This window comes from Rhizobium sp. CC-YZS058 (assembly GCF_034720595.1).
GTDB lineage: Bacteria > Pseudomonadota > Alphaproteobacteria > Rhizobiales > Rhizobiaceae > Ferranicluibacter.
Window position 1 is genome coordinate 471,367 of record NZ_JAYESJ010000001.1, and the last position, 23,422, is coordinate 494,788.

Consider the following 23,422-nt stretch of genomic DNA (forward strand, 5'->3'; position numbering starts at 1 on the left):
TGGGTGACGGCGGGGAAGATCCGATGCGCAGAGACATGTCCGAGCAGGGGGCGACGCTGGGGGCCACGCCCGGTCCGTCTTCCACCACATTTGCCGTTCGGTCGGAAACCGCCGAGCGGATCTCGCTTTGCCTCTACGACAAGACCGGCGATCGCGAGACCGGGCGTGTCCTGCTCGCCCGTGGCGAAGACCATGTTCACCGGATCAGCCTGCCGGATACGCCGGTCGGCACGCGCTACGGCCTGCGGGCGCACGGGCCCCATGACCCCGACCGCGGGCTCTGGTTCGATCCGGCGAAACTTCTGGTCGATCCCTATGCGCTCCTTCTCGACCGTCCCTTCCGCCACGATGCCAAGCTGATGACCTATGGCGCGGAGACCGCCGACCTCGTGCCGAAGGCCATCGTGACGGACCTTCCCGAGGCGGCGGCCGCACCGCCGCTCTTCTCGCGCCAGGGGCTGATCTACGAGGTGGCGGTTCGCCCCTTCACCATGCTGCATCCGCAGGTGCCGAAGGCGCAGCGCGGCACGGTCGGCGCGTTGGCCCATCCCGCAGTCCTTGCCCATCTCACCCGCCTCGGCGTCGCCGCGGTCGAGCTGATGCCGATCACCGCCTGGATCGATGAGCGCCATCTTCCGCCGCTCGGCCTGGTCAATGGCTGGGGATACAACCCGATCGCCTTCCAGGCCCTGGACCCGCGCCTCGTGCCCGGCGGCTGGGTGGAGCTGCGGGACACGGTGGCGGCCCTGCATGCCGCCGGAATCGGAGTCATTCTCGATCTCGTCTTCAACCATTCGGGAGAGAGCGATCGCTTCGGCACGACGCTTTCGCTCCGCGGCCTCGACAATCGCGTCTCCTACCGACATGCGCCGGACGGCACGCTGATCAACGATACCGGATGTGGCAACACGATCGCCTGCGACCATCCTGCCATGCGCGCCCTCATCCTCAAAACCCTGCGCAGCTTCGTCCGGGCAGCCGGCGTCGATGGCTTTCGCTTCGATCTCGGCTCCATCCTCGGGCGGGACGCCCACGGCTTTCGGCGGGATGCAGCCCTCCTGACCGAGATGCTGGCCGATCCGCTTCTGCACGACCGGATCCTGATTGCCGAGCCTTGGGACATCGGCCCCGGCGGCTACCAGCTCGGGCAGTTTCCGGATGCCTTTCTCGAGTGGAACGACCGGGCGCGGGACGATCTGCGCCGCTTCTGGCGGGGCGATGGATGGATGGTGGGGGCGCTCGCGACGGCGCTGGCGGGATCAGCCCCCGTCTTCGCGCGCGACGGCGCCTCGAAGTGCCGCGGCGTCACCTTCATTGCCGCCCATGACGGGTTCACGCTTGCCGACCTCACGGCCCACCGCCACAAGCACAACGAGGCCAATGGCGAGGACAATCGCGACGGGCATGGCGAGAACCATTCCTGGAACAACGGCGTGGAGGGGGCGACCACGGATCCGGCCATCCTCGCTGCGCGCGAGCGCGACATCAAGGCGCTGCTGGCGACACTCTTCGCCAGCCGCGGCGCGATCATGCTCACCGCCGGCGACGAGGCCGGGCGCAGCCAGGTCGGCAATAACAATGCCTACTGCCAGGACAATGCGATCACCTGGGTCGATTGGGCTGCGCTCTCCCCTGCATTGCTGGCCCATACGGAAGCGCTGGCGGCGCTTCGCCGCCGCTTCTCGATTTTCGCCGAGGATCATGCCTGGACCGGCGAAGGCGATGTTGCCTGGCTCACCTTCGCGGGCGCCCCGATGCAGGCGCATGACTGGGACGGCGAGCGCACGGAGCATCTCTTGATGGTGCTCAAGAGCCACGATGCGCAGACCGACGCGGCAGCGCGGCTGGCCGTTGCGATCAATCGGTCCCCGGACGATGCGCCGCTCAGCCTGCCCGCAAGCTCCAGCGGCTGGCAAGCGGTTGCGCCGACCGCCGAGCGTGTCGATGGGCGCCTTCCGGCCCGCAGCGTCGGCTTTTTCGTAACCGAATACTAACGCTTATCGAGCGCCACGCGCCGCTTGTTGCCGCGCCGCAGCATCCGTGTCTATATGGGTGAACTGCCGGAACCCGCCGGCACCGGCTGCCTCTTTCGCAACGCGTCTTCGGCTGGCTTGATCCGCCGCGCGGCTTGCGGAACACGGCGCGGCCGCATTCGAAGCGCATGAGCTGAGAGCATGAGCGACACGACTGCACGACGCGATACCGCGGAGCCCGATACAGGGCCTCACGCCCAGCGGGAGATCTCGCTTGGCGAAGTCATGAGCCTTGTCGGCCAGGAGATCGGTGTTTCCGAGTGGATCACCGTGTCCCAGGATACGATCGACGGCTTTGCCGATGCGACCGACGACCACCAGTTCATCCACACCGACCCTGAGCGCGCGGCGGCCGAAACGCCGTTCGGCGGCACGATCGCCCATGGCTTCCTGTCGCTCTCGCTGCTGTCGGCGATGAACTACAACGGCCTGCCCAAGGTGCGTGAGCAGACCATGGGCATCAATTACGGGTTCGACAAGGTCCGGTTCCTCGCCCCCGTCAAGGCCGGCGCCCGCGTGCGCGGCCGCTTCGTTCTCGAAGAGGCGCGTTTTCGCGGCGGCGGCATGCTGATGGTGACCTATGATGTCTCGGTCGAGATCGAAAACGAGCGCAAGCCGGCCCTGACGGCCAAATGGCTGACGATCATCCAGTTCGATCCGAAGGACCGGCCGGACGATGTTTAGGGCTCGTCGAGCGGCCGGCCTGTTGCCGGCCACTCCAAGAACAGGATCTTAAACCCCCGCATCCTCCGCGCCTTCGGCGAGCAGGCCGAAGACATAGGGGGAGAAGGAGCGCCAGCATTCCACCCGAAAGGCGGCATCACTGGTGCGATAGAGAACCACTTCCGACTTTCCGAAGACCGTGCGCGAGCAGGCGCCGACGGGGAAAACCGTCAGCGACAGATCCTGCGGGCAGCCGGCATTGAGCGCATTGGCCGCGCCCGGCCCTTCGATCAGGATCGCCGTGTTGCGGTGGGAAATGTCGGTGGCGCTGTAGAGGCCGGTGACGGCGTCGAGCGCGCCCATGAGGTCGGCCTCCGTCTCGTCGATCACCAGCCACTCATCCGGCCCGAGCCAGAGCGCGTGCCGGCCGCCGGCCGAGGCCGAGGATTTCGGCTCAATGGGGAGCGCCAGGCCGAGCGCGGCGCCGAGCGCTGCGACCATGTCCGGGCGGGCCCGCAGCGAGAGGCGCGTGGCGGGGGCGGCGGGCGTCAGCCGCGCCACGCCGGAGCCGCCATGCAGGCCCGCGAGCGGCGCCTGCCGCCGGGCGGATACGGGCTCGGCTCGTTCAGCATCAGCCATGGATGCGGCCTCCTTCCTTGTCGAAAAACACCATGTCGCTCACCTCGACCGGAATGGTCCGGTCGGCCATCGGCACATAAAGCGTCTGGCCGAGGCGTGCCTTGCCGCCGGCGACAAGCGCCATTGCGATCGAGCGGCCGCAATTCTCCGACCAGTAGGCGGAGGTGACATGGCCGAGCATGGTCATCGGCTTCGGCTGGTTCGGATCGGCAACGATCTGCGCCCCTTCCTCCAGCACGACCAGAGGGTCCTTGGTGAGCAGGCCCACCAGCTGCTTGCGGCCCTCCCGCACCAGGTCCGGCCGCTTCATGCCGCGGATGCCGACGAAGTCCGCCTTCTTCTTCGCCACAGCCCAGCCGAGCGAGGCATCGTCGGGCGTCACCGTGCCGTCGGTGTCCTGGCCGACGATGATATAGCCCTTCTCGGCGCGCAGGATATGCATGGCCTCGGTGCCATAGGCGCAACCGCCCAGCGCCTCCGCCCGTGCGCGCACCGCCTGCCAGACATCCGGACCGAAATCGGCGGGGACGTTGAGTTCATAGCCGAGCTCGCCGGTAAAGGAGACGCGGAACAGCCGGCCCTTGACGCCGCAGATCGAGGCCTGCGCGACGCTCATATGCGGGAAGCTCTCGTTGGAGAGATCGACGCCCTCGATGAGCGGTGCAATCACCTCCCGCGCCTTCGGGCCCTGAACCGCGATGACGGCCCATTGCTCGGTGGCCGAGGTCAGCCAGACGTCGAGATGCGGGAATTCGGTCTGCAGATAGTCTTCCATATGGTGCATGACGCGGGCGGCACCGCCCGTGGTCGTCGTCACATGGAAGCGGTCCTCGGCGATGCGGCCGACGACGCCGTCGTCATAGACGAAGCCGTCCTCGCGCAGCATGATGCCATAGCGGCAGCGGCCAGGCTTCAGGCTGTCCCAGCTGTTCGTATAGAGGAGGTTGAGGAAGGCGGCGGCATCCGGGCCCACCACCTCGATCTTGCCGAGCGTCGAGGCATCGAAGAGGCCGACGCTTTCGCGCACCGTCCGGCATTCGCGGTTGACGGCCTGGTGCATGTCCTCGCCGGGGCGAGGATAGTACCAGGCGCGCTTCCACTGGCCCACATCCTCGAAAGCTGCTCCCATCGCCTCTTCCACGGCGTGGATCGGCGTCTTGCGGGTCGGATCGAAGAGGTCGCCGCGCGAATGGCCGATCAGCGTGCCGAAGGTCACCGGCGTGTAGGGCGCGCGGAAGGTGGTGAGACCAACCTCCGGAATGCCGCGGCCAAGCGTTTCGGCGGCGATCGCCAGGCCATGGATGTTGGAGAGCTTGCCCTGGTCCGTCGCCATGCCGTTGGTGGTGAAGCGCTTGATATGCTCGATCGAATGCATGCCTTCACGCACGGCAAGCCGGATGTCCTTGGCGCAGACGTCGTTCTGGAAATCGACGAAGGCCTTCACATTGTCGTCCGGCCCCGCGCCATAGGCTGCACCGGCCATGCCGCCCGTCCAGTCATAGGCGGCCTGTGCAGTCAGGGCCGGGGTCGAGCCGCCGGAGTGGCCGGCCGCCGCCGCGGCCAGCCGGCCCGCCGTCAATGCTTCGTCGATCGTTGCCTGGATTGCATTGGTCCCGTTGCAGGCGCCGACGCAGGCGCAGTCCTGGGCGTAGATGCCCGGCAGGAACCGCTGGCTCTCCGCATCGAAGGCGACCTTGCCGCGCGACTGCGAGAAGAGGTGAACGGAGGGCGTCCAGCCGGACGAGGTGATCAGCGCATCGACCGCGATCCTGCGCCGGGCGCTGCCGTCCTGGCGGGCGACGCTCATGGAGGCGATGCGCAGCTTGCCGCTGGTGTCGACCACGGCGTGGCCGGTCAGGACTTCGATGCCCAGACGGCGCGCCTCCTCCAGCACCGCCGCGCCCGGCGTGGTCCGGCTGTCGACGATGGCGGGAATGGCGATGCCGGCGCGGTGAAGGTCGAAGGCCGCCTCATAGGCCGAATCGCTGGCGGTGTAGACGCCGACCTTGCGGCCGACGGCCACGCCGTGATGATTGAGGAAGGTCCGCGCTGCCGAGGCAAGCAGGATACCCGGCCGGTCGTTGTTGGCGAATACCATGTGGCGCTCGATGGCGCCGGTGGCCAGCACAACCCGCTTGGCGCGCACCTGCCAAAGCCGCTCGCGCGGCTGGCCGGCGGCGGGACGGGCCAGATGGTCGGTCACCCGCTCGGCAAGCGCCAGGAAGTTCTGGGCATAATAGCCGAAGGCGGTCGTGCGCGTGAGCAGGGTCACGTTGTCCATCGCCGCAAGACGGGCGGCTGTCGCCTGCGCCCAGGCAAACCCCTCCACGCCGTCGATCGTCACGCCGGTGTCGTGGTGCAGCGCGCCGCCCATCTCCGGCTGTTCGTCGCACAGGATGACGCGGGCGCCCGTCTCTGCCGCGGCAAGCGCCGCCGAAAGGCCCGCGGCGCCGCCGCCCACCACCAGCACGTCGCAATGGGCATAGCGGCTGGCATAGTGATCGGGATCCTCCTCGGTCGGCGAGACACCAAGACCGGCGGCTGCGCGGATGCGGGGCTCGTAGAGGCTCTTCCAGGCTTGCTTCGGCCACATGAAGGTCTTGTAGTAGAAGCCGGCCGCGAAGAAGGGGGCAAGAACCTGGTTGATGCCGCCCATGTCGAAGGCGAGCGAGGGCCAGCGGTTCTGCGAGGCCGTCTTCATCCCGTCGAAGACTTCCTGCACCGTTGCGCGCACGTTCGGCTGCCGGCGGGCCGTATCGCGGCTGACATTGATCAGCGCATTCGGCTCTTCCGGACCGGCGGAGAGGATGCCGCGCGGCCGGTGATATTTGAACGAGCGGCCGATCAGGTGCACGCCATGGGCGAGAAGCGCCGAGGCCACCGTGTCGCCCTGAAGCGCGGTGTAGCTGCGGCCGTCGAAGGTGAACCGGGCGGTTCGGGCCGGGGTCAGTCGGCCTTTGCCGGGAATCCTGTTGGCGCCGCTCATTCCGCGCGTCCTTCCGTGGCTTCATAGGTTTCGACGACGGTTTCGTCCGGCGTGGCGGCCAGCGGCAAGGCCGGCTTCGGCTCGCCGGCCTTGTAGGTCAGGATGAACTTGTCGCTGACCGTGTCGCGCGCCGCGTTGAAGAACCGGCCGCAGCCGGCCACATGCCGCCAGCGCTCGTAGATCACGCCCTTGGGGTTGTCGCGCAGGAAGAAATAGGCCTCGAAGGCTTCATCCGAAATTTCGGCGATCGGATCGGGCCGGGCGATATGGGCATCGCCGGCCGCACGGAATTCGAGCTCGGAGCGCTCTTCCCGGCAATAGGGGCAATGGATCAGCAGCATGGGTGAAATCCCGAGATCAGGGTGGCGCCGGCGGCGCCGGAATGGGTCATGGTCACCGAGCGCATCGCGGCCTCAATGCGCGACGGCGGCGGCCGCCGCCTCGTCGATCAGGCGGCCGGAGCGGAAGCGGTCGAGCGTCAGGCCGGCGGCCAGGCGGTGCGGCTCGCCCTTGGCGATCAGATGCGCGAAGAGATGAGCCGAGCCGGGCGTGGCCTTGAAGCCGCCGGTGCCCCAGCCGCAATTGACGAACAGGTTCTTGACCGGCGTGACGCCCTGGATGGCGGAACGGTCCGGCGTATTGTCGGTAATCCCGCCCCATTGGCGCAGCATCTTCACCCTGCGGAAGATCGGGAACAGCTCGCAGATCGCATCCAGCGTGTGGGTGATGATCTGCAGGCCGCCGGTCTGGGAATAGGAATTGTACTGGTCGGTGCCGGCGCCGATCACGAGCTCGCCCTTGTCCGACTGTGAAATATAGGCATGCACCGTGTTGGACATGACCACGCAGGGGAAGATCGGCTTCATCGGCTCGGAGACCAGCGCCTGCAGCGGCACGGAATGGAGCGGCAGGCGGACATCGGCCATGCCGAGGATCACCGAATTGTGGCCGGAGGCGGAAACGCCGATCTTCGTGGCGCCGATGAAGCCGCGCGTCGTCTCGACGCCCGTCACGGCGCCGTCCGGTCCGCGGCGAATGCCCTTGACCTCGCAGTTCTGGATGATGTGCACGCCGCGGTCGGAGGCGGCACGCGCATAGCCCCAGGCAACCGCATCGTGGCGCGCCGTGCCGCCGCGCCGCTGCAGTGCAGCGCCGTTGATCGGGAAGCGGGCGGCGGCGGAAATGTCGAGCGGCGGGCAATAGGCCTTGGCCTCTTCCGGGCTCAGCCATTCATTGTCGATGCCGTAAAGCCGGTTGGCGTGGATATGGCGCTTGAACACCTGCTGGTCGTGGATGTTGTGCGAGAGCATCATCACGCCGCGCGGCGAGTACATGACGTTGTAATTGAGCTCCTGCGACAGCGTTTCCCACAGCTTGAGCGAATGCTCGTAGATGTCCATGCTTTCGTCATAGAGATAGTTGGAGCGGATGATCGTCGTGTTGCGGCCGGTGTTGCCGCCGCCGATCCAGCCCTTTTCCAGAACCGCGACATTGGTGATGCCGTGTTCCTTGGCAAGGTAATAGGCCGCGCCCAGCCCATGGCCGCCGCCGCCGATGATGATCGCATCATAGCTCGCCCGCGGCTCGGGCGAGGCCCATTGCGCCTCCCAGCCCTTGTGCGCGCGCATCGCCTCTCGGGCCACGGCAAAAACCGAATATTTGCGCATCCGCCCCGTCTCCTTGCATGAGGGTTCGGGCGTGCTCCTTGAAGGAACGCCCGGCGGCCATGCCCCGGCCGCGTTCGTGTCGCTACACATCGCAAATCGATCTGCGACGCAACGGTTCTTTTGCGACGCCCGTGCGGCCTTGTTTCGACACGTGGGCGACGGGGTGTCGCAGGTCCAGCCGGCCCGCTGCAATCATCCTGAAACATTAGGCCTGTCTAATCTTGAATTGCGTTTCAGGCTGTGTAGCGTACTATTCGATCAACAGGACGGCGCGACGATGGCGGAGAGACTGGACGACAGCGTGGCGGAGGAAGCCCGCAAGCGCGGCTATCTCCTGTGGCTCGTCGTTCTTGCCATGCTCGCGGGTCTGCCCCTTGCGGTCTGGTCGGATGTCAGCGTGCTGTCGCGGGCCTCGCTCGACCGGCAAGCGCGGGATCTTGCGTCTTTGGTGACCTCGATCCGCGCCTACTATGCCAGCAACGTCGTCGGCCGCGTTCTTTCTGCGCAGACGTCGGGTGCAGGTGGCCACACCATTGTTTCCCACGCCTATGCCACCATCCCCGGCGCCATCCCCATTCCCGCCACGCTGTCCCTTGAACTCGGTGATGTCATCCGCGAGCAGCAGGCCAATATCGCCTATCGCTTCGTGTCCGATCTGCCCTTCAAGAACCGCGCTTCGCATCAGCTCGATGCCTTCGAAACGCGGGCGCTGGCTGCCCTGCGGGCTGATCCTGCGCGCACGGTCACCGATCTCTCGCGCACGGGCCTCACCGACACGTTGAGACTGGTGACGCCCGTCGTCATGGGACAGGCCTGCGTCAACTGCCACAATTCCCACCCGGAAAGCCCGAAGCACGACTGGAAGGTCGGCGATGTGCGCGGCATTCAGGAGGTGATCATCCGCCAGCCCTTGGCTGGAAGCCTGTTCGCCTTCAAGTTCCTGATCGCCTATTTCGCCTTCGTTGCGGCAATCGGCATCGGCTTCATCGCCCTGCAGCAACGCCAGAGCCGCGTCATCCAGGCCTTCAACCGCGAGCTGGAGCAGGCCAACGAGTTCCTGGCCGCGGTCTCGCTCAAGATCTCGCGCTATCTGTCGCCGCAGATCTACAAGAGCATCTTCAGCGGCCAGAAGGACGTGGTCGTCCACACCGAGCGGAAGCGGCTGACGATCTTCTTCTCCGACATCAAGGATTTCACCGCCACGACCGAGCGTCTGCAGCCCGAAGCCCTGACCCACATGCTCAACGAATATCTGACCGAGATGTCGGAGATCGCGCTCGCGCATGGCGGGACGATCGACAAGTTCATCGGCGATGCGATCCTGGTCTTCTTCGGAGATCCGGAAAGCCACGGGGCGCAGGAGGATGCCAAGGCCTGTCTGCGCATGGCCGTGGAGATGCAGACGCGATTGGGCGCGCTGAAGGAGCGCTGGCGCTGGAACGGCACCGAAGAGCCCTTCATCGTCCGCATGGGCATCAACACCGGATATTGCAATGTCGGCAATTTCGGCAGCAGCGACCGGATGGATTATACGATCATCGGCGCTGAGGCCAATCTCGCCGCGCGCCTGCAGTCGATCGCCGAAGGCGGCCAGATCGTCATGAGTTTCGAGACCTATGCCCTGGTCAAGGATATCGTCATTGCGCAGGAGCGACCCCCGATTCGCATGAAGGGCATCGCGCGGGACATCATTCCTTATGTCGTGGAAGGCCTGATCGACGCCAACTCGCATGCGGTACGCGTCCTCAGCGAGCATCTGCCCGGACTTGATCTACACCTCGATATCGGCCGGCTCGAGCCGCATGAGCATCCACGCGTGCACAGGGCCCTGGCAGAGGCTATGGCGGCGCTGGAGAAGGCCGATGCTGGCATGCGCACCGCGGGGTCGTGAGAATCTGCCGGAGGGCGGGGCGCGTGGCTGGACTTGCAGGGTCTGATCTGCTATCTCGCTTCACCAATCGCAAGGCGTCTGCCGAGCGAACGTTATTTCTTTGCTGTGCCGCTGCCGGCAATGAAGCTAGACAACGGCCCGCTGGATCGGGCCCAAACCAAAGGAACGTGATTCTCGTGCAGGTACTCGTCCGCGATAACAATGTCGACCAGGCTCTCCGCGCTCTGAAGAAGAAGATGCAGCGCGAAGGTATTTTCCGCGAAATGAAGATGCGCGACTACTACGAAAAGCCGTCGCAGAAGCGTGCGCGTGAAAAGGCGGAAGCCGTTCGCCGTGTTCGCAAGCTGGCTCGCAAGCGCGCCCAGCGCGAAGGCCTGATCAGCGGCGGCCGCACCGCAGCAGCGCGCTGATCGCGCGCTCGGCCTAGCACCGAATTGATCGGCGGTGGCGACATATGCGCCGCCGCCGTTTCTCTGTTGGCGGATGGTCGGCCGGCTCGAAGGGACGTTTCGCCATTCGGCAGGGCCCCGCAGCAGGCTGCGGATCAGGGCTTAAGGCCGCAAGTCCGGGCCCATACCGCTCGCGTTTGGACGCGGGGGGCGTGGCGCGGGTGTCGCCAGAGCGCCGCGGGAATTCGCGCGGCAGCACGGAACGAAATGGCCGGGTGAATCTTACGCCCGCATCCCGGCCGGACTCAATTCGGCCGGGATTGACCTTGCGTATGGAACTGCCTCACGGGCCACATGCGCACCCGCATCTTTGACCAGAGGGACCGAGCTTGACATCGACCGACAGCATTGCCCTTTCCGCCGGCCGTCTTTCCCGAAGCGCGCGGGCAGGCTTCGTCTCCAACGGCGTATCCGCCCTTGTGCTGGCAGGTGCGCTGTGTCTGGCCGGCTGCCAGACCGACCCGACCAACGATACCTTCCGTGTCGACCGCGCCCAGGGCTCCGAGCAGAACATCGCGTCGCTGTCGAGCGTCATTGCTGCGAACCCGAACGATCCGGAAGGCTATAACGTCCGCGGTTCGGCCTATGGCCGCGCCGGCGAATTCCGCCGCGCCCTGTCGGACTTCAACATGGCCATCCAGCTCAACCCGCGCTTCTACCAGGCCTATGCCAACCGCGCGCTCGTTCAGCGCAACATGGGCGACCAGACGCAGGCGCTGCAGGACTACAACGCGGCGCTGCAGCTCAACCCGCGCTACGACGTCGCCTTCATCGGCCGCGGCAACCTCTACCGCCAGGCCGGCCAGCTCGACCGCGCCTTCGCCGATTTCAACCAGGCGATCGAGAACGACACCACCGACCCGCGCGCCTATCACAATCGCGGCCTGATCTATCAGGCCCGCAACCAGCACGCCCAGGCGATCGAAGATTTCTCGACCGCAATCTCGCTCTCCTCGACCTCTCCCGAGCCCTATAACGGCCGTGGCATCTCCTATCTGGCGATGGGCGACGATGACAACGCCTTTTCCGACTTCAACACGGCGATCAACCTCAACGGCAATCTGGCCGAGAGCTGGGCGAACCAGGCTCTCGTCTATGAGCGCCGTCAGGAATATCAGAAGGCGATTCGCTCCTATTCGCATGCGCTGAAGCTCGATCCGAAGTACGAGCCGGCACGCGCTGGTCTCGCTCGCGTCAAGGCCGCATCCTAAGCCTCGTGCGGTCCGGCCTCGATGTGAGGCCGGCTGCCTGGCATCAGCGGCTACATCGTCAGTCCGTGGGTCACGAGCATCCAGATCGACATGGCGATCATCATCAGGTTCTCGGTCAGCGACAGGAAGCCGAGCGGCACATTGCTGCCGCCGCCGACGCAGGCGCATTTCAGCTCCCGCTTGTCGAGATAGACGGCCTTGAACACCGAGACCGCGCCGATCGTGCCGATGAACAGCGCGATGGGGATCGAAATCCAGTTCGCCACGCCGGCGATCATCAGGATGCCGGCCCCTGCTTCCGCAAAGGGGTAGATGCGGCCATAGGGCACAAAGCGGCGCGCCAGAAGGTCGTAGTTCAGGAACATGGTCGAGAAGGTCTCGATGTTCTGCAGCTTCAACAGCGCCAGAACCGCCATCGAAAAGGCGATGAACCATTCGGCCGCGCGGAGCGTGAACGGCGAGTCGTAGGCCGCCTGGCTCGAGGCGAGCGCCATCAGCGCGGTCACGGCAAAGACGGCGATGACCGGTCGATAGGATGTGGCCTTCGGATCGGGGACGGGCTTGCCGAAGAAGCGGCGCGTGTCGTCATAGCCGCCGATGCGCGTGTCGTCGATAAACACCTGCGGCGTGGTCTTGACCCCCTGCTCCGCCTTGAAGGCGTCCGTCTCCTCCCGTGTCCGCAGCCAGTGGTCCTCGACCACGTAGCCCTCCGTCTTCAGGAGATGTTTAGCCTTTAGACCATAGGGGCAGATGTGCTTGTCCATGACCATTCTGTAGAGAACGGCCTTTTTCGGTGCCTTGGCGAGCATGGTGCAATCCTCTTTCCGGGTTCGCGTCTTCAGCCCTGTGTGGAGAATCCCTATATAGGGTGCGGACCATGGTACGGAGTCAAGCGCATGGCGAAACAGGACGTGACCATCGCCGGCCTTGCCCGGGCAGGCGGCGTGGGCGTGGAGACGGTGCGTTATTATCAGCGCCGCGGCCTGCTGGCTGTCCCGCCCGCAGGCGTGAAGGGCGGGCGTGAACAGGTGCGCCGCTATGGCCCGGAGGCGCTGCGCCAGCTGCGCTTCATCCGCACCGCACAGGCAGCCGGCTTCACGCTCGAGCAGATCCGCGAGCTGCTGGCGCTGGACGCGAGCGAGGATCGACCCCGCGCCCGGGCGCTGGCGCGCGAACAGATCGCCGTGCTCGACCGCAAGATCGCCGAGCTTTCGGCGGCACGCGCGTCCCTTGCCCGTCTGGCGCAGCAATGCGGATCCGGCAGCAGCGGCCCTTGCCCGATCCTCGATGCTTTCGAGCATGGTGGGGAGTGCGGGCATCAGGTCCAGCGCTGAGCGGTGGCGAAAGCCCCCCTCTGGGCTGCCGCCCATCTCCCCCACAAGGGGGGAGAGACCCAGCCGCACGCGCTCGGTCCCTCTTAATGAGGGCCTTCTGAGTCGCGGCCTCTACTCTTAGACGACAGACGCCTCTCAGCACTCTACCGCGCGATATGGAACGAGGAGCCGACCCCACGGTCTCTCCCCCCTTGTGGGGGAGATGGCCGGCAGGCCAGAGGGGGTCTTTGTCCCTCTGGCCATCAGAGGATCTTCACGAACCGGGTGACAGCACCGCCCGGCCCGGAGCGCCTCACCTCAGGTGATGACGCTCGGTTCGGTGCGGCCGGTGCGGGCCTTGATGCCGGCGATCGCATCGGCGGCCTCGATCAGATCGGCAAGCGCGGTCTGGGTCTCGACGTCGTGCTTGGCCGCATCCGGTTCGAAACGCTCGATATAGACGCGCAGTGTCGCGCCCGAGGTGCCGGTGCCGGACAGGCGGTAGACGACGCGCGATCCGCCTTCGAACAGCACGCGGATGCCCTGATTGCTGCTGACCGACTGATCGACCGGATCGTGGTAGGAGAAGTCGTCGGCCTTCTCGACCGTCAGGTCGCCGAAGGTCTTGCCGGGCAGGGTGGCAAGCTGGTCGCGCAGGGCCTGCATCAGCCCGTTCGCCGCGGCCGAATCGACCTCTTCATAGTCATGGCGCGAATAGTAGTTGCGGCCATAGGTCGTCCAGTGCTGGCGGGCGATGTCGAGCACGCTTTCCTGGCGCACGGCAAGAATGTTCAGCCAGAGCAGCACGGCCCACAGGCCATCCTTCTCGCGTACATGGTTGGAGCCGGTGCCGGCGCTTTCCTCGCCGCAGATGGTGGCGAGCCCGGCATCGAGCAGGTTGCCGAAGAACTTCCAGCCGGTCGGCGTCTCGTAGATGCCGATGCCGAGCTTTTCCGCCACGCGGTCCGCGGCGCCCGAGGTCGGCATGGAGCGGGCGATGCCGGCGAGACCCTTTTCATAGCCGGGTGCCAGCTGCGCATTCGCCGCGAGCATGGCAAGGCTGTCCGACGGGGTGATGAAGATACCCTTGCCGATGATCAGGTTGCGGTCGCCGTCGCCATCGGACGCGGCGCCGAAGTCCGGGGCGTTGTCGCCCATCATCTCCTCGTAGAGCGCGCGGGCATGCACGAGGTTCGGATCCGGATGGTGGCCGCCGAAATCCGGCAACGGGACGAAATTCAGCACCGAACCCTTGGTGGCGCCGAGGCGGTTTTCAAGAATTTCCTTGGCATAGGGGCCGGTGACGGCGCTCATCGCATCGAAGACGATGCGGAAGCCGCCTTGCAGCAGGGCCCGGATCGCCTTGAAATCGAACAGGCTTTCCATCAGCTCAGCATAGTCGCTGACCGGGTTGATGACCTGGACGACCATGCCGGACACATCCTGCTCGCCTTCGACGTCGAGGTTGATGTCGGCCACATCGGCGATCTTGTATTCGGAAATGCTCTTGGTGCGTGCGAAGATCGCATCCGTCACCTTTTCCGGTGCCGGGCCGCCATTGCCGATGTTGTACTTGATGCCGAAATCTTCGGTCGGGCCGCCGGGATTGTGGCTGGCGGACAGGACGATGCCGCCGAAGGCCTGGTACTTGCGGATGACATGCGAGGCCGCAGGCGTCGAGAGGATGCCGCCGCGCCCGACGAGGACGCGGCCGAACCCGTTTGCCGCCGCCATCTTGATCGCGATCTGGATGACCTCCCGATTGTAGAAGCGGCCATCCCCACCGATGACCAGCGTCTTGCCTTCAAACCCCTCCAGGCTGTCGAAGATCGACTGGATGAAGTTCTCGGCATAGTTGGTCTGCTGGAACACCGGCACCTTCTTGCGAAGGCCGGAGGTTCCGGGCTTCTGATCGGTGTAGGGTGTTGTCTGCACGGTTTTCGTCATGATTCAACCTTTGGTGAGAAGACGGGAATAAAGCGCAGCATAGGCTCTGGCGCTCCGGTCCCAGGAGACATCGGACGCCATGCCCTGCCGCTGAAGACTTTCCCAAAGCGGCGGCTGACGCCAGAGGGAAAAGACGCGACGGAGTGCGAGCCGCAGTCCGTCGCGGCTCACCGGGGAAAACTGTAGCCCGGTGGCGACACCGGCGGCAAGGGCGGCCTCGTTGGCATCGATGACCGTATCCGCCAGTCCGCCGGTCCGCGCCACGACAGGCACGCAGCCATAGCGCAGGCCGTAGAGCTGGGTCAGCCCGCAGGGTTCGAAGCGGGACGGGATGAGGATCGCATCGGCACCCGCCTGCATCAGGTGCGAGAGCGGCTCGTCATAGCCGAGCACGAGACCGACCTGACCGGGAGAAGCGGCCGCGGCCGTGCGGAAGGCGGCTTCCAGGGCCGGATCTCCCGATCCGAGCACGGCAAGCTGGCCGCCGCCGGACACCAGCGTCGCGATCTCCTCGGCCAGCACGTCCATGCCCTTCTGCAGGGTCAGCCGGCTGATGACGCAGAAGAGCGGCCCATCGCTCTCAACAAGTCCGAAGCGCGTGCGGAGTGCGGCCTTGTTGCGTGCCCGTTCGGCGAGCCCGGTCGGATCGTAGGGTCTGACGATCTGCGCATCGGTCGCCGGGTTCCAGATATCGGTGTCGATGCCGTTGACGATACCGGACAGCGCGTCGACCCGGGCCGAAAGCACGCCTTCGAAGCCCATGCCGAACTCCGGCGTCAGAATTTCCTGAGCGTAGGACGGGCTCACCGTGGTGATGGCCGTTGACGCTGCAAGACCCGCCTTCATGAAGGAGACATCGCCGTAGAACTCGACGCCGTCGATCGCGAAGGCCTGCGGGGGAAGGGCGAGTTCCGGGAAGACCTGCGCCCCGTAGCGCCCCTGGAAGGCGATGTTGTGGATGGTGAAGACGCTCGGCGTCTGTGGCGCCCGGTCATAGCGCATGTAGAGCGGGGTCAGCGCCGCCTGCCAGTCATGCACATGGACAAGATCCGGGACCCAGCCGTCGATCAGCCCCGCCGCAATCTCGGCGGCGGCGAGCGACAGGCCGGCGAAGCGGCGAAAATTATCCGGATAATCGAGGCCGTCGCGGTCAAGATAGGGGCCGCCCGCCCGGTCGAAGAGCGCGGGCGCATCGAGGATCAGAAGGTCGAGACCGGCATGGCTTGCTTCCAGCACGGAGGCCGGGTGGCCGAACAGGCTGTCGAACCCGCCGACGCGGCGGGTTTCCCCGAGCTTGGCCATCACGGCGGGATAGCCGGGCATCAGCGTGCGCATGCGGATGCCCAGGGGGGCGAGCGCGCCGGGGAGCGCGCCCGCGACATCGGCGAGGCCGCCGGTCTTGATCAGCGGAAAGACCTCGGAGGCGACCGAAAGGACCTGCATCGGCTTAGAGATCCAGCTTGTCGAGCATGGCCTGGGTGATCAGGCAGATACCGCCTTCGGAGCGGCGGAAGCGGCGCGCATCGACCTCCGGATCCTCGCCGACGATCAAGCCTTCGGGAATGATCACGCGGCTGTCGATCACCACATTCTTCAGCTGCGCATGCCGACCGACCTTCACATCCGGCAGCACCACGCAGTTTTCGAGCCGCGAATAGGAGTTGATCCGCACGCCGGTGAACAGCAGAGAGCGGTTCAGCGTGGCGCCGGAGATGATGCAGTCGCCGGAGACCAGAGAGGAAATGGCCGACCCGCGGCGGTTCTCGTCGTCATGCACGAACTTTGCCGGCGGCTTGATCTCGGCGAAGGTCCAGATTGGCCAGGTGCTGTCGTAGATATCGAGCTCCGGCGTCACGTGGGTCAGGTCGATATTGGCCTGCCAGTAGGCGTCGATCGTGCCGACATCGCGCCAATAGGCCTCGCGTTCGAAATCGGAGCGCACGCAGGATTCGGCGAAGCGATGGGCGATCGCCTTTCCGTGCTCGACGATATAGGGGATGATGTCCTTGCCGAAGTCCCGGCTCGACTTGTCGTCCGCCGCATCGCGGCGCAGCATGTCCATCAGGAACTTGGTGTGGAAGACATAGATGCCCATCGAGGCGAGCGCCATGTCCGGATTGGACGGGATGCCCGGCGGGTCGGACGGCTTCTCGATGAAGGCGATGATCTGGTCCTTCTCGTCCACATGCATGACGCCGAAGCCGGTGGCTTCCATGCGCGGCACTTCGAGGCAGCCGATCGTCACGTCCGCGCCCGAGTCCACATGCTGCTGCAGCATGAGCTCGTAGTCCATTTTGTAGATATGGTCGCCCGCCAGGATGACCATGTATTCGACGCCGTAATCCTCGATGATGTCGATGTTCTGGTAGACCGCGTCGGCCGTGCCTTCATACCACTGCGTTTCGGAGACGCGCTGGGAGGCGGGCAGAATGTCGAAGCTTTCGTTGCGCTCGGGGCGGAAGAAGTTCCAGCCGCGCTGCAGGTGCCGGATCAGCGAATGCGCCTTGTACTGCGTGGCGACGCCGATACGCCGAATGCCCGAATTGAGCGCATTGGACAGCGCGAAATCGATGATGCGCGCCTTGCCGCCGAAATGCACCGCCGGCTTGGCGCGACGGTCGGTCAGTTCCTTCAGCCGGCTGCCCCGTCCCCCGGCCAGCACATAGGCCATGGCATCGCGAGCGAGCGGTTGGTGTCTTTTCTCCATAGGTACCTCCCATAACGGGTGCCGGTTCCGGATCGTCCTGTCCGGACAGCGACACCTCTCCTCACTACATATGCCTCGTCGGCGCTCAGTCGAACTCAAGCATCAAGGTGGCGAGCGGCGGCAGGGTCACGGTGGCCATGATGGCGCCGGAGCCGGTCCGCGCCGCCCGCACCATGCCGCCATTGCCCTTGCCGCTGCCGCCGTAAATCTCCGCATCCGTGTTCAGGATCTCGCGCCAGCGCCCCTCCGCCGGCAGTGGCAGGCTATAGCTTTCGCGATAGACCGGCGTGAAGTTGGAAACGACCGCCACCATCTTCTCCCCCGGCGCCTTGCGCAGCCAGGCGAAGACCGAGGTCTCGCGTTCGTCGGCCAGCAGCCACTCGAAACCCTCGCCCTCGCAATCGCGGGCATGCAGCGCCGGCTTGTTGCGGTAGGTGCCGTTCAGGTCGCGTACCAGCCGGCGCATGCCCTCGTGGATCGGATATTCGAGCAGGTTCCAATCAAGCCCGCGCTCCTCCGACCATTCGCTCCACTGGGCGAATTCCTGGCCCATGAACAAGAGCTTCTTGCCGGGATAGCCCCACATGAAGCCGTAATAGGCGCGCAGATTGGCGAATTTCTGCCAGTCGTCGCCGGCCATTTTGGCGATCAGCGAGCCCTTTCCATGCACCACCTCGTCGTGGGACAAGGGCAGCACGAAGTTTTCGCTGAAGGCATAGACCAGGCCGAAGGTGAGGTCGTGGTGGTGGTACTTGCGGTGCACCGGCTCGCGCTCGAGATATTTGAGCGTGTCGTGCATGAAGCCCATGTTCCACTTGAAGCCGAAGCCCAGCCCGCCGGCATGGACCGGGGCGGAGACCTTCGGCCAGGAGGTGCTTTCCTCGGCAATGGTCAGGATGCCCGGATGGGTGCCGTAGACCGCCTTGTTCATTTCCTGCAGGAAGCGCACCGCCTCGAGATTTTCATTGCCGCCATACTCGTTCGGCACCCATTCGCCGTGCTTGCGCGAATAGTCGAGGTAGAGCATCGAGGCGACGGCATCGACCCGCAGTCCGTCGAGATGGAACTTCTCGGCCCAATAGAGGGCATTGTTGACCAGATAGGCCATGACCTCGGCGCGGCCGAAATTGTAGATCGCCGTGTTCCAATCCGGGTGATAGCCCTGGCGCGGATCGGCATGTTCGTAGAGGGCCGTGCCGTCGAATTCGCGCAAGCCGTGGGCGTCGGTCGGGAAATGCGCCGGCACCCAGTCGAGAATGACGCCGAGGCCGACCTTGTGGGCGCCGTTGACGAATCGGGCGAAACCTTCCGGCTCGCCGAAACGCGCGGTCGGCGAATAGAGCCCGGTGGTCTGGTAGCCCCAGGATGGGTCATAGGGGAATTCGGTGACCGGCAGAAATTCGATATGGGTGAAGCCCATGTCGACGCAATAGGGGATCAGCCGGGCGGCCAGCTCGTCCCAGGAAAGGAAAGTGCCGTCGTCGCGCTTGGCCCAGGAGCCGGCATGCACCTCATAGATGGAGATCGGCTGGCGGCGGGCATCGACATTTGCCCAATGCGCCCGGTGCGCTTCGTCTTCCCAAGCCTGGGCGATTTCCGGTGTCGTGACGGAGGCGTTCTTCGGCCGCAGTTCGGAGCGGCGAGCGAAGGGGTCGGCTTTCAGCGGCTGCACATCGCCCTGCGGGCCGAGGATTTCGTATTTATAGACCTCGCCGGCGCCGATGCCGGGCAGGAAGATTTCCCAGATCCCGGTGTCCCGGCGCAGGCGCATCACATGGCGCCGGCCATCCCAGCCGTTGAAATCGCCGACGACGGAGACCCGCCGGGCATTGGGGGCCCAGACCGCGAAGTGGAATCCCTCCGCACCCTCATGCTTCAGGGGATGGGCGCCGAGCTTGTCGAACAGCCGCAGGTGCGAGCCCTCGCGGATGTAATAATCGTCCATCGGCCCGAGCACCGGCCCGAAGGAGTAGGGGTCGACCACCACCCATTCGCCGCCCGTATTGCGGGCGCGGTAGCGCACCGGCTGCGGCTTCTTCAGCGCCACCACGCCTTCGAAGACGCCGGCCTCGTGGCGCCGCTTGAGCGTGCCGATCTCCTTGCCGGCCAGCGTTTCGACGCTGACCGTTTCGGCACCCGGAACGAAGCAGCGGGCGATCATTTCCTTCTCCACCGCATGGACGCCGAGCACGGCGAAGGGATCGCCATGCGTGCCCGTCACGAACGCTTCGACTTCCTCCTTCGAAATCGCAGCCTTGATCATGGGGGCATCGTCCTGCGGCAGGAATGTCATCCGGCTCTCCAAATGTCTTTTGCATATTGCCGGATGGTGCGGTCGGACGAGAACCAGCCCATCCGGGCGGTGTTGCGGATCGTCTTGCCGTACCAGCTTCTCGGATCCGTCCAGATCTCGTCCACCTCGCGCTGGGCCTTGGCATAGGCGTCGAAATCGGCCGCCACCATGAACCAGTCGTGATTGTAGATGCCGTCCACCAGCCCGGTGAAGCGGTTGCGGTCGTCGGGCGAGAAGACGCCGGAAGCAATGGCCTGCAGGGCCTGGGCGAGCTCGCGCGACTGTTCGATGACCGCGCGCGGATTGTGCCCTTCCTGGCGAACCTTGGCCACTTCCTCGGCCGTCATGCCGAAGATCTTGATGTTCTCCGCGCCGACGCAGTCGCGCATCTCGACATTGGCGCCGTCCAGCGTGCCGATGGTCAGCGCGCCGTTCAACGCGAACTTCATGTTGCCGGTACCGGACGCTTCCATGCCGGCGGTCGAAATCTGCTCGGAAAGGTCCGCAGCGGGCACCATGATCTCGGCCAGCGACACGTTGTAGTTCGGCACGAAGACCACCTTGAGCAGGCCGCGCACGGCCGGGTCGTGGTTGATCACGCGGGCGACGTCGTTGGCGAGTTTGATGATCAGCTTGGCATTGTGGTAGCTCGGCGCCGCCTTGCCCGCGAACAGCTTGACGCGCGGCACCCAGTCGAGCTCCGGGTGCGAGCGCATCTGGTCGTAGAGCGCGATCGCCTCGATGATGTTGAGGAGCTGGCGCTTGTATTCGTGGATGCGCTTGATCTGGATGTCGAACATGGCGGAGGGGTCGAGGCGCACGCCCATGCGGCTCTGCACCAGCTGCGCGAGCCGGACCTTGTTCTGCCGCTTGATCGCCGCGAACTGTTCCTGGAAGCCCGATTCGTCGGCATAGGCATCCAATGCCTTCAGTGCCTCGGCATCGTCCAGGAAGGCATCGCCGATCGCCTCGCGCACCAGCGAGAAGAGCTTGGGGTTGCACTGCATCAGCCAGCGACGGGGGGTAATGCCGTTCGTCTTGTTGTTGATGCGGGTGGGATAGAGCTTGTGGAGATCGGCAAACACCGTCTCCTTCATCAGCTCCGTATGCAGGGCCGAAACGCCGTTGATCGAATGCGAGCCGACGAAGGCCAGATTGCCCATGCGCACGCGCCGGTCGCCGCTTTCGTCGATCAGCGAGATCGTGCGGATCTGCTGGTCGTCGTAATCCTGGTGCTTGCGGGCCTCGAGAAGCACCTTGGCGTTGATCGCATAGATGATCTGCATATGCCGCGGCAGCAGGCGCTCGAAGAGCGGCACCGGCCAGGTCTCCAGCGCTTCGGGCAGCAGGGTGTGGTTGGTGTAGGAGAAGGTGTGGCGGGCAATGTCCCAGGCCGTGTCGAAGTCCATGCCGTGCACGTCGGTGAGCAGGCGGATCAGCTCGGCGACGGAGACGGCGGGGTGGGTGTCGTTCAGCTGGATCGACACCTTCTCGGGCAGGGAGGTGAAGTCCGGATATTGCTGCAGGTGGCGGCGCAGAATGTCCTGCAGCGAGGCGGAGGAGAAGAAGAACTCCTGGCGCAACCGCAGCTCCTGGCCGGCCGGCGTCGCATCGGCGGGGTAGAGAACGCGCGCCAGGCTCTCGGCCTTGTTGCTTTCGCGCAGCGCGCCGATGTGGTCGCCGGCATTGAAGGCATCAAGCAGGATCGGGTCGATGGGATTTGCGGTCCACAGGCGCAGCGTGTTGGTGCGGGCGCCGCGCCAGCCGACGATCGGCGTGTCGCAGGCCGTGGCGATGACCCGTTCCGCCGGCTTCCAGACGTAACGCGTCATTTCCTCGTCGATATTGACGGTTTCCACCGCGCCGCCGAAGCCGATCTCGTAGGAGCTTTCGCGCCGCTCGAATTCCCAGGGATTGCCGTGGGCAAGCCAGGTTTCCGGCAGTTCCACCTGCCAGCCGTCCGACATCTGCTGGCGGAACAGGCCGTGTACATAGCGGATGCCATAGCCATAGGCCGGAATGCCGACGCTCGCCATGCTCTCCATGAAACAGGCGGCCAGCCGCCCGAGACCGCCATTGCCGAGTGCGGCATCCGGCTCGAGTTCGGCGATGATGTCGATGTCCACACCGAAGGAGGCGAGCGCCTCCTTGAGCTCATCCATCAGCCCGATATTGGTCACGGCATCGCGCATCAGGCGGCCGATCAGGAATTCGAGCGAGAGGTAATAGACGCGCTTCTGCCCTTCGGCATAGGTTTTGCGGGTCGATTCCATCCAGTTGTCGGTGATGCGGTCGCGCACGACCAGGATCGCCGCCGTCAGCCAGTCATGCGGCTTGGCCACCTTGGGGTCCTTGCCGATCCGGTAGGTGAGACGCTCGATGATTTCCTGCGCCAGCACCTGCGCATTGGAGGCACGTGGCAGGGCGTGGGGGATGCTTTCGTTGGGCTGATGCTTGACCATGGCGACGATCGCACCTCTCTCGAACAGGGCCTTGGACCGGGAGGCCATCGGGCAGAACACCCGCGGGCATGTGGCACTCTATGCAACTTTATCAGAGACTTGCAACAAAGCTTTTGAACGAACGGAAAAATCGCAAGTGGCTGAGCAGAGCGGCGGATTCAGGGTGGCCTGTCCGTCCTGACAGATCGGCGCGGCCGCTCTCCCGCGGCACGGGGTTGCGCATTGCGCACCGTCTCGCCCGCCTCTCCTGCCTTAAAGAGCCGTTTATTCCGCCGGTGCGCGCTCCGCGACGGGAACGACATCCACGGCCTGGGCGGTTTCATGGCTGCCATAGCTCTTGAGCACGCCTACCACCGGCGCGACGTCGGAATAGTCGCGGCCATGGCCGACGACGATATGGTCGAGCCCGGTCGGAATGTCGTTGGTCGGGTCCAGCTCGACCCAGCCCATGGTCGCCCCACACCAGACACGCACCCAGGCATGCATGGCGTCCGCGCCTTCCAGCCGCTCCTTGCCGGGTGGCGGCAGCGTGCGCAGGAAGCCGCTGACATAGCCGGCCGGTATGCCCAGCGCGCGCAGCGACAGGATCATCACATGGGCGAAATCCTGGCACACGCCGCTGCGCAGGCGGAAGGCCTGGCGCGGCGTCGAGTCGACCGTGGTGGCCTCCGGGTCGTAAGTGAAATCGGTGTAGATCGCATGACAGAGCGCCGTGGCAATCTGGTGCACGGTCATGCCGGGCTTGGCGATGTCGCGGGCATAGGCGCTGATCGCCGCATCTTCCGTCAGACGCGGACTGGCGCCGAGGAAATGATGCGGCGCATCGGGCGCGACCGACCAGAGCGCGGCGATTTCGGCGGGTAGCCGGTCGAGCTGTGGCGAAAGGTCGACGCCGGGATCGGCGGCCTCCAGCTGCACGCGGGCCTGCATGCGAATCGCCAGCCGATCATGCGCCTTGCGAAACAGGATGGCAGTGGCGGGATTGGCGAAGAAATCGGTGAGGTCGCTGCGCTCGTCGGGGGCCGGCGAGCAGGTCACGCTGCCGGCAATCAGCCTTTGCCGACCTGGGATAGACAGCGGCAGCACGCGCACCAGATGCCGCCCGCCGGAGACCGGCACTTCATAGTCGTAGGTGATGGTGAGGCTGATATCGTAGAGCAT

General features: G+C 65.3%; 17 protein-coding genes. 6 read left to right on the plus strand and 11 right to left on the minus strand.

Features of this window, described 5'->3' with window-relative positions; all coding sequences use genetic code 11:
* The first annotated feature begins 23 nt into the window (after positions 1-23).
* Positions 24-1,994, plus strand: a complete 1,971-nt coding sequence (gene glgX / locus U8330_RS02275) for a glycogen debranching protein GlgX (RefSeq protein WP_323103550.1) — start codon at positions 24-26, stop codon at positions 1,992-1,994.
* Positions 1,995-2,258: 264 nt separating this feature from the next.
* A complete protein-coding gene (locus tag U8330_RS02280; RefSeq protein WP_323107099.1) occupies positions 2,259-2,717 on the plus strand; it encodes a MaoC family dehydratase in 459 nt (152 codons plus the stop codon).
* Between the two features lie 48 nt (positions 2,718-2,765).
* On the opposite strand, the gene U8330_RS02285 is transcribed toward U8330_RS02280, so the two are convergent.
* The 4 genes from U8330_RS02285 to U8330_RS02300 form a co-directional block, all read right to left on the minus strand.
* A complete protein-coding gene (locus U8330_RS02285) occupies positions 2,766-3,335 on the minus strand; it encodes a sarcosine oxidase subunit gamma (RefSeq protein WP_323103551.1) in 570 nt (189 codons plus the stop codon).
* Positions 3,328-6,321 (minus strand): sarcosine oxidase subunit alpha, encoded by a 2,994-nt coding sequence (locus U8330_RS02290; RefSeq protein ID WP_323103552.1) that lies wholly within the window; start codon positions 6,319-6,321, stop codon positions 3,328-3,330. The genes U8330_RS02285 and U8330_RS02290 overlap by 8 nt, the downstream gene beginning before the upstream one ends.
* Complete coding sequence (locus tag U8330_RS02295; protein ID WP_323103553.1) at positions 6,318-6,662, minus strand: sarcosine oxidase subunit delta; 345 nt, start codon at positions 6,660-6,662, stop codon at positions 6,318-6,320. The genes U8330_RS02290 and U8330_RS02295 overlap by 4 nt, the downstream gene beginning before the upstream one ends.
* Before the next feature lie 72 nt (positions 6,663-6,734).
* Positions 6,735-7,988: a sarcosine oxidase subunit beta family protein gene (locus tag U8330_RS02300; protein WP_323103554.1), complete on the minus strand. Its 1,254-nt coding sequence runs from the start codon at positions 7,986-7,988 to the stop codon at positions 6,735-6,737.
* Between the two features lie 277 nt (positions 7,989-8,265).
* Between U8330_RS02300 and U8330_RS02305 the strand changes: the two genes are divergently transcribed.
* From U8330_RS02305 to U8330_RS02315, 3 genes are all read left to right on the plus strand, one after another.
* Entirely contained in the window at positions 8,266-9,879 is a 1,614-nt protein-coding gene (locus U8330_RS02305; RefSeq protein ID WP_323103555.1) for an adenylate/guanylate cyclase domain-containing protein, read from the plus strand.
* Between the two features lie 176 nt (positions 9,880-10,055).
* Positions 10,056-10,289 carry a 30S ribosomal protein S21 gene (gene rpsU, locus U8330_RS02310; protein WP_323107101.1) on the plus strand — a complete coding sequence of 78 codons (234 nt, stop codon included), beginning with the start codon at positions 10,056-10,058 and terminating at the stop codon, positions 10,287-10,289.
* Between the two features lie 386 nt (positions 10,290-10,675).
* Positions 10,676-11,539, plus strand: a complete 864-nt coding sequence (locus U8330_RS02315; RefSeq protein ID WP_416236894.1) for a tetratricopeptide repeat protein — start codon at positions 10,676-10,678, stop codon at positions 11,537-11,539.
* 50 nt (positions 11,540-11,589) lie between these two features.
* On the opposite strand, the gene U8330_RS02320 is transcribed toward U8330_RS02315, so the two are convergent.
* A complete protein-coding gene (locus U8330_RS02320) occupies positions 11,590-12,348 on the minus strand; it encodes a glutaredoxin (protein ID WP_323103557.1) in 759 nt (252 codons plus the stop codon).
* A gap of 87 nt (positions 12,349-12,435) precedes the next feature.
* Here U8330_RS02320 and U8330_RS02325 point away from each other — a divergent pair, with 87 nt between their 5' ends.
* Positions 12,436-12,873: a MerR family DNA-binding protein gene (locus tag U8330_RS02325; protein WP_323103558.1), complete on the plus strand. Its 438-nt coding sequence runs from the start codon at positions 12,436-12,438 to the stop codon at positions 12,871-12,873.
* Between the two features lie 297 nt (positions 12,874-13,170).
* On the opposite strand, the gene U8330_RS02330 is transcribed toward U8330_RS02325, so the two are convergent.
* The 6 genes from U8330_RS02330 to U8330_RS02355 all read right to left on the minus strand — a co-directional run bounded on the left by U8330_RS02330 (position 13,171) and on the right by U8330_RS02355 (position 23,422).
* Positions 13,171-14,799 (minus strand): alpha-D-glucose phosphate-specific phosphoglucomutase, encoded by a 1,629-nt coding sequence (locus U8330_RS02330; protein ID WP_323103559.1) that lies wholly within the window; start codon positions 14,797-14,799, stop codon positions 13,171-13,173.
* 3 nt (positions 14,800-14,802) lie between these two features.
* Complete coding sequence (gene glgA, locus U8330_RS02335; RefSeq protein ID WP_323103560.1) at positions 14,803-16,242, minus strand: glycogen synthase GlgA; 1,440 nt, start codon at positions 16,240-16,242, stop codon at positions 14,803-14,805.
* Positions 16,243-16,246: 4 nt separating this feature from the next.
* A complete protein-coding gene (gene glgC / locus U8330_RS02340) occupies positions 16,247-17,506 on the minus strand; it encodes a glucose-1-phosphate adenylyltransferase (RefSeq protein WP_323103561.1) in 1,260 nt (419 codons plus the stop codon).
* An 85-nt stretch (positions 17,507-17,591) separates the two neighbouring features.
* On the minus strand, positions 17,592-19,799 hold the full coding sequence (glgB, locus tag U8330_RS02345; protein WP_323103562.1) for a 1,4-alpha-glucan branching protein GlgB: 2,208 nt from the start codon (positions 19,797-19,799) through the stop codon (positions 17,592-17,594).
* On the minus strand, positions 19,796-22,261 hold the full coding sequence (locus U8330_RS02350) for a glycogen/starch/alpha-glucan phosphorylase (RefSeq protein WP_323107103.1): 2,466 nt from the start codon (positions 22,259-22,261) through the stop codon (positions 19,796-19,798). Before U8330_RS02350 ends, glgB begins: the two co-directional genes overlap by 4 nt.
* 264 nt (positions 22,262-22,525) lie before the next feature.
* Positions 22,526-23,422 carry a transglutaminase family protein gene (locus tag U8330_RS02355; RefSeq protein ID WP_323103563.1) on the minus strand — a complete coding sequence of 299 codons (897 nt, stop codon included), beginning with the start codon at positions 23,420-23,422 and terminating at the stop codon, positions 22,526-22,528.

Coding starts and splice junctions, on each gene's coding strand:
- glgX (WP_323103550.1), top strand. CDS start 24: ATGCGCAGAGACATGTCCGAGCAGGGGGCGACGCTGGGGGCCACGCCC.
- U8330_RS02280 (WP_323107099.1), top strand. CDS start 2,259: ATGAGCCTTGTCGGCCAGGAGATCGGTGTTTCCGAGTGGATCACCGTG.
- U8330_RS02285 (WP_323103551.1), bottom strand. CDS start 3,335: ATGGCTGATGCTGAACGAGCCGAGCCCGTATCCGCCCGGCGGCAGGCG.
- U8330_RS02290 (WP_323103552.1), bottom strand. CDS start 6,321: ATGAGCGGCGCCAACAGGATTCCCGGCAAAGGCCGACTGACCCCGGCC.
- U8330_RS02295 (WP_323103553.1), bottom strand. CDS start 6,662: ATGCTGCTGATCCATTGCCCCTATTGCCGGGAAGAGCGCTCCGAGCTC.
- U8330_RS02300 (WP_323103554.1), bottom strand. CDS start 7,988: ATGCGCAAATATTCGGTTTTTGCCGTGGCCCGAGAGGCGATGCGCGCG.
- U8330_RS02305 (WP_323103555.1), top strand. CDS start 8,266: ATGGCGGAGAGACTGGACGACAGCGTGGCGGAGGAAGCCCGCAAGCGC.
- U8330_RS02320 (WP_323103557.1), bottom strand. CDS start 12,348: ATGCTCGCCAAGGCACCGAAAAAGGCCGTTCTCTACAGAATGGTCATG.
- U8330_RS02325 (WP_323103558.1), top strand. CDS start 12,436: ATGGCGAAACAGGACGTGACCATCGCCGGCCTTGCCCGGGCAGGCGGC.
- U8330_RS02330 (WP_323103559.1), bottom strand. CDS start 14,799: ATGACGAAAACCGTGCAGACAACACCCTACACCGATCAGAAGCCCGGA.
- glgA (WP_323103560.1), bottom strand. CDS start 16,242: ATGCAGGTCCTTTCGGTCGCCTCCGAGGTCTTTCCGCTGATCAAGACC.
- glgC (WP_323103561.1), bottom strand. CDS start 17,506: ATGGAGAAAAGACACCAACCGCTCGCTCGCGATGCCATGGCCTATGTG.
- glgB (WP_323103562.1), bottom strand. CDS start 19,799: ATGACATTCCTGCCGCAGGACGATGCCCCCATGATCAAGGCTGCGATT.
- U8330_RS02350 (WP_323107103.1), bottom strand. CDS start 22,261: ATGGTCAAGCATCAGCCCAACGAAAGCATCCCCCACGCCCTGCCACGT.
- U8330_RS02355 (WP_323103563.1), bottom strand. CDS start 23,422: ATGCTCTACGATATCAGCCTCACCATCACCTACGACTATGAAGTGCCG.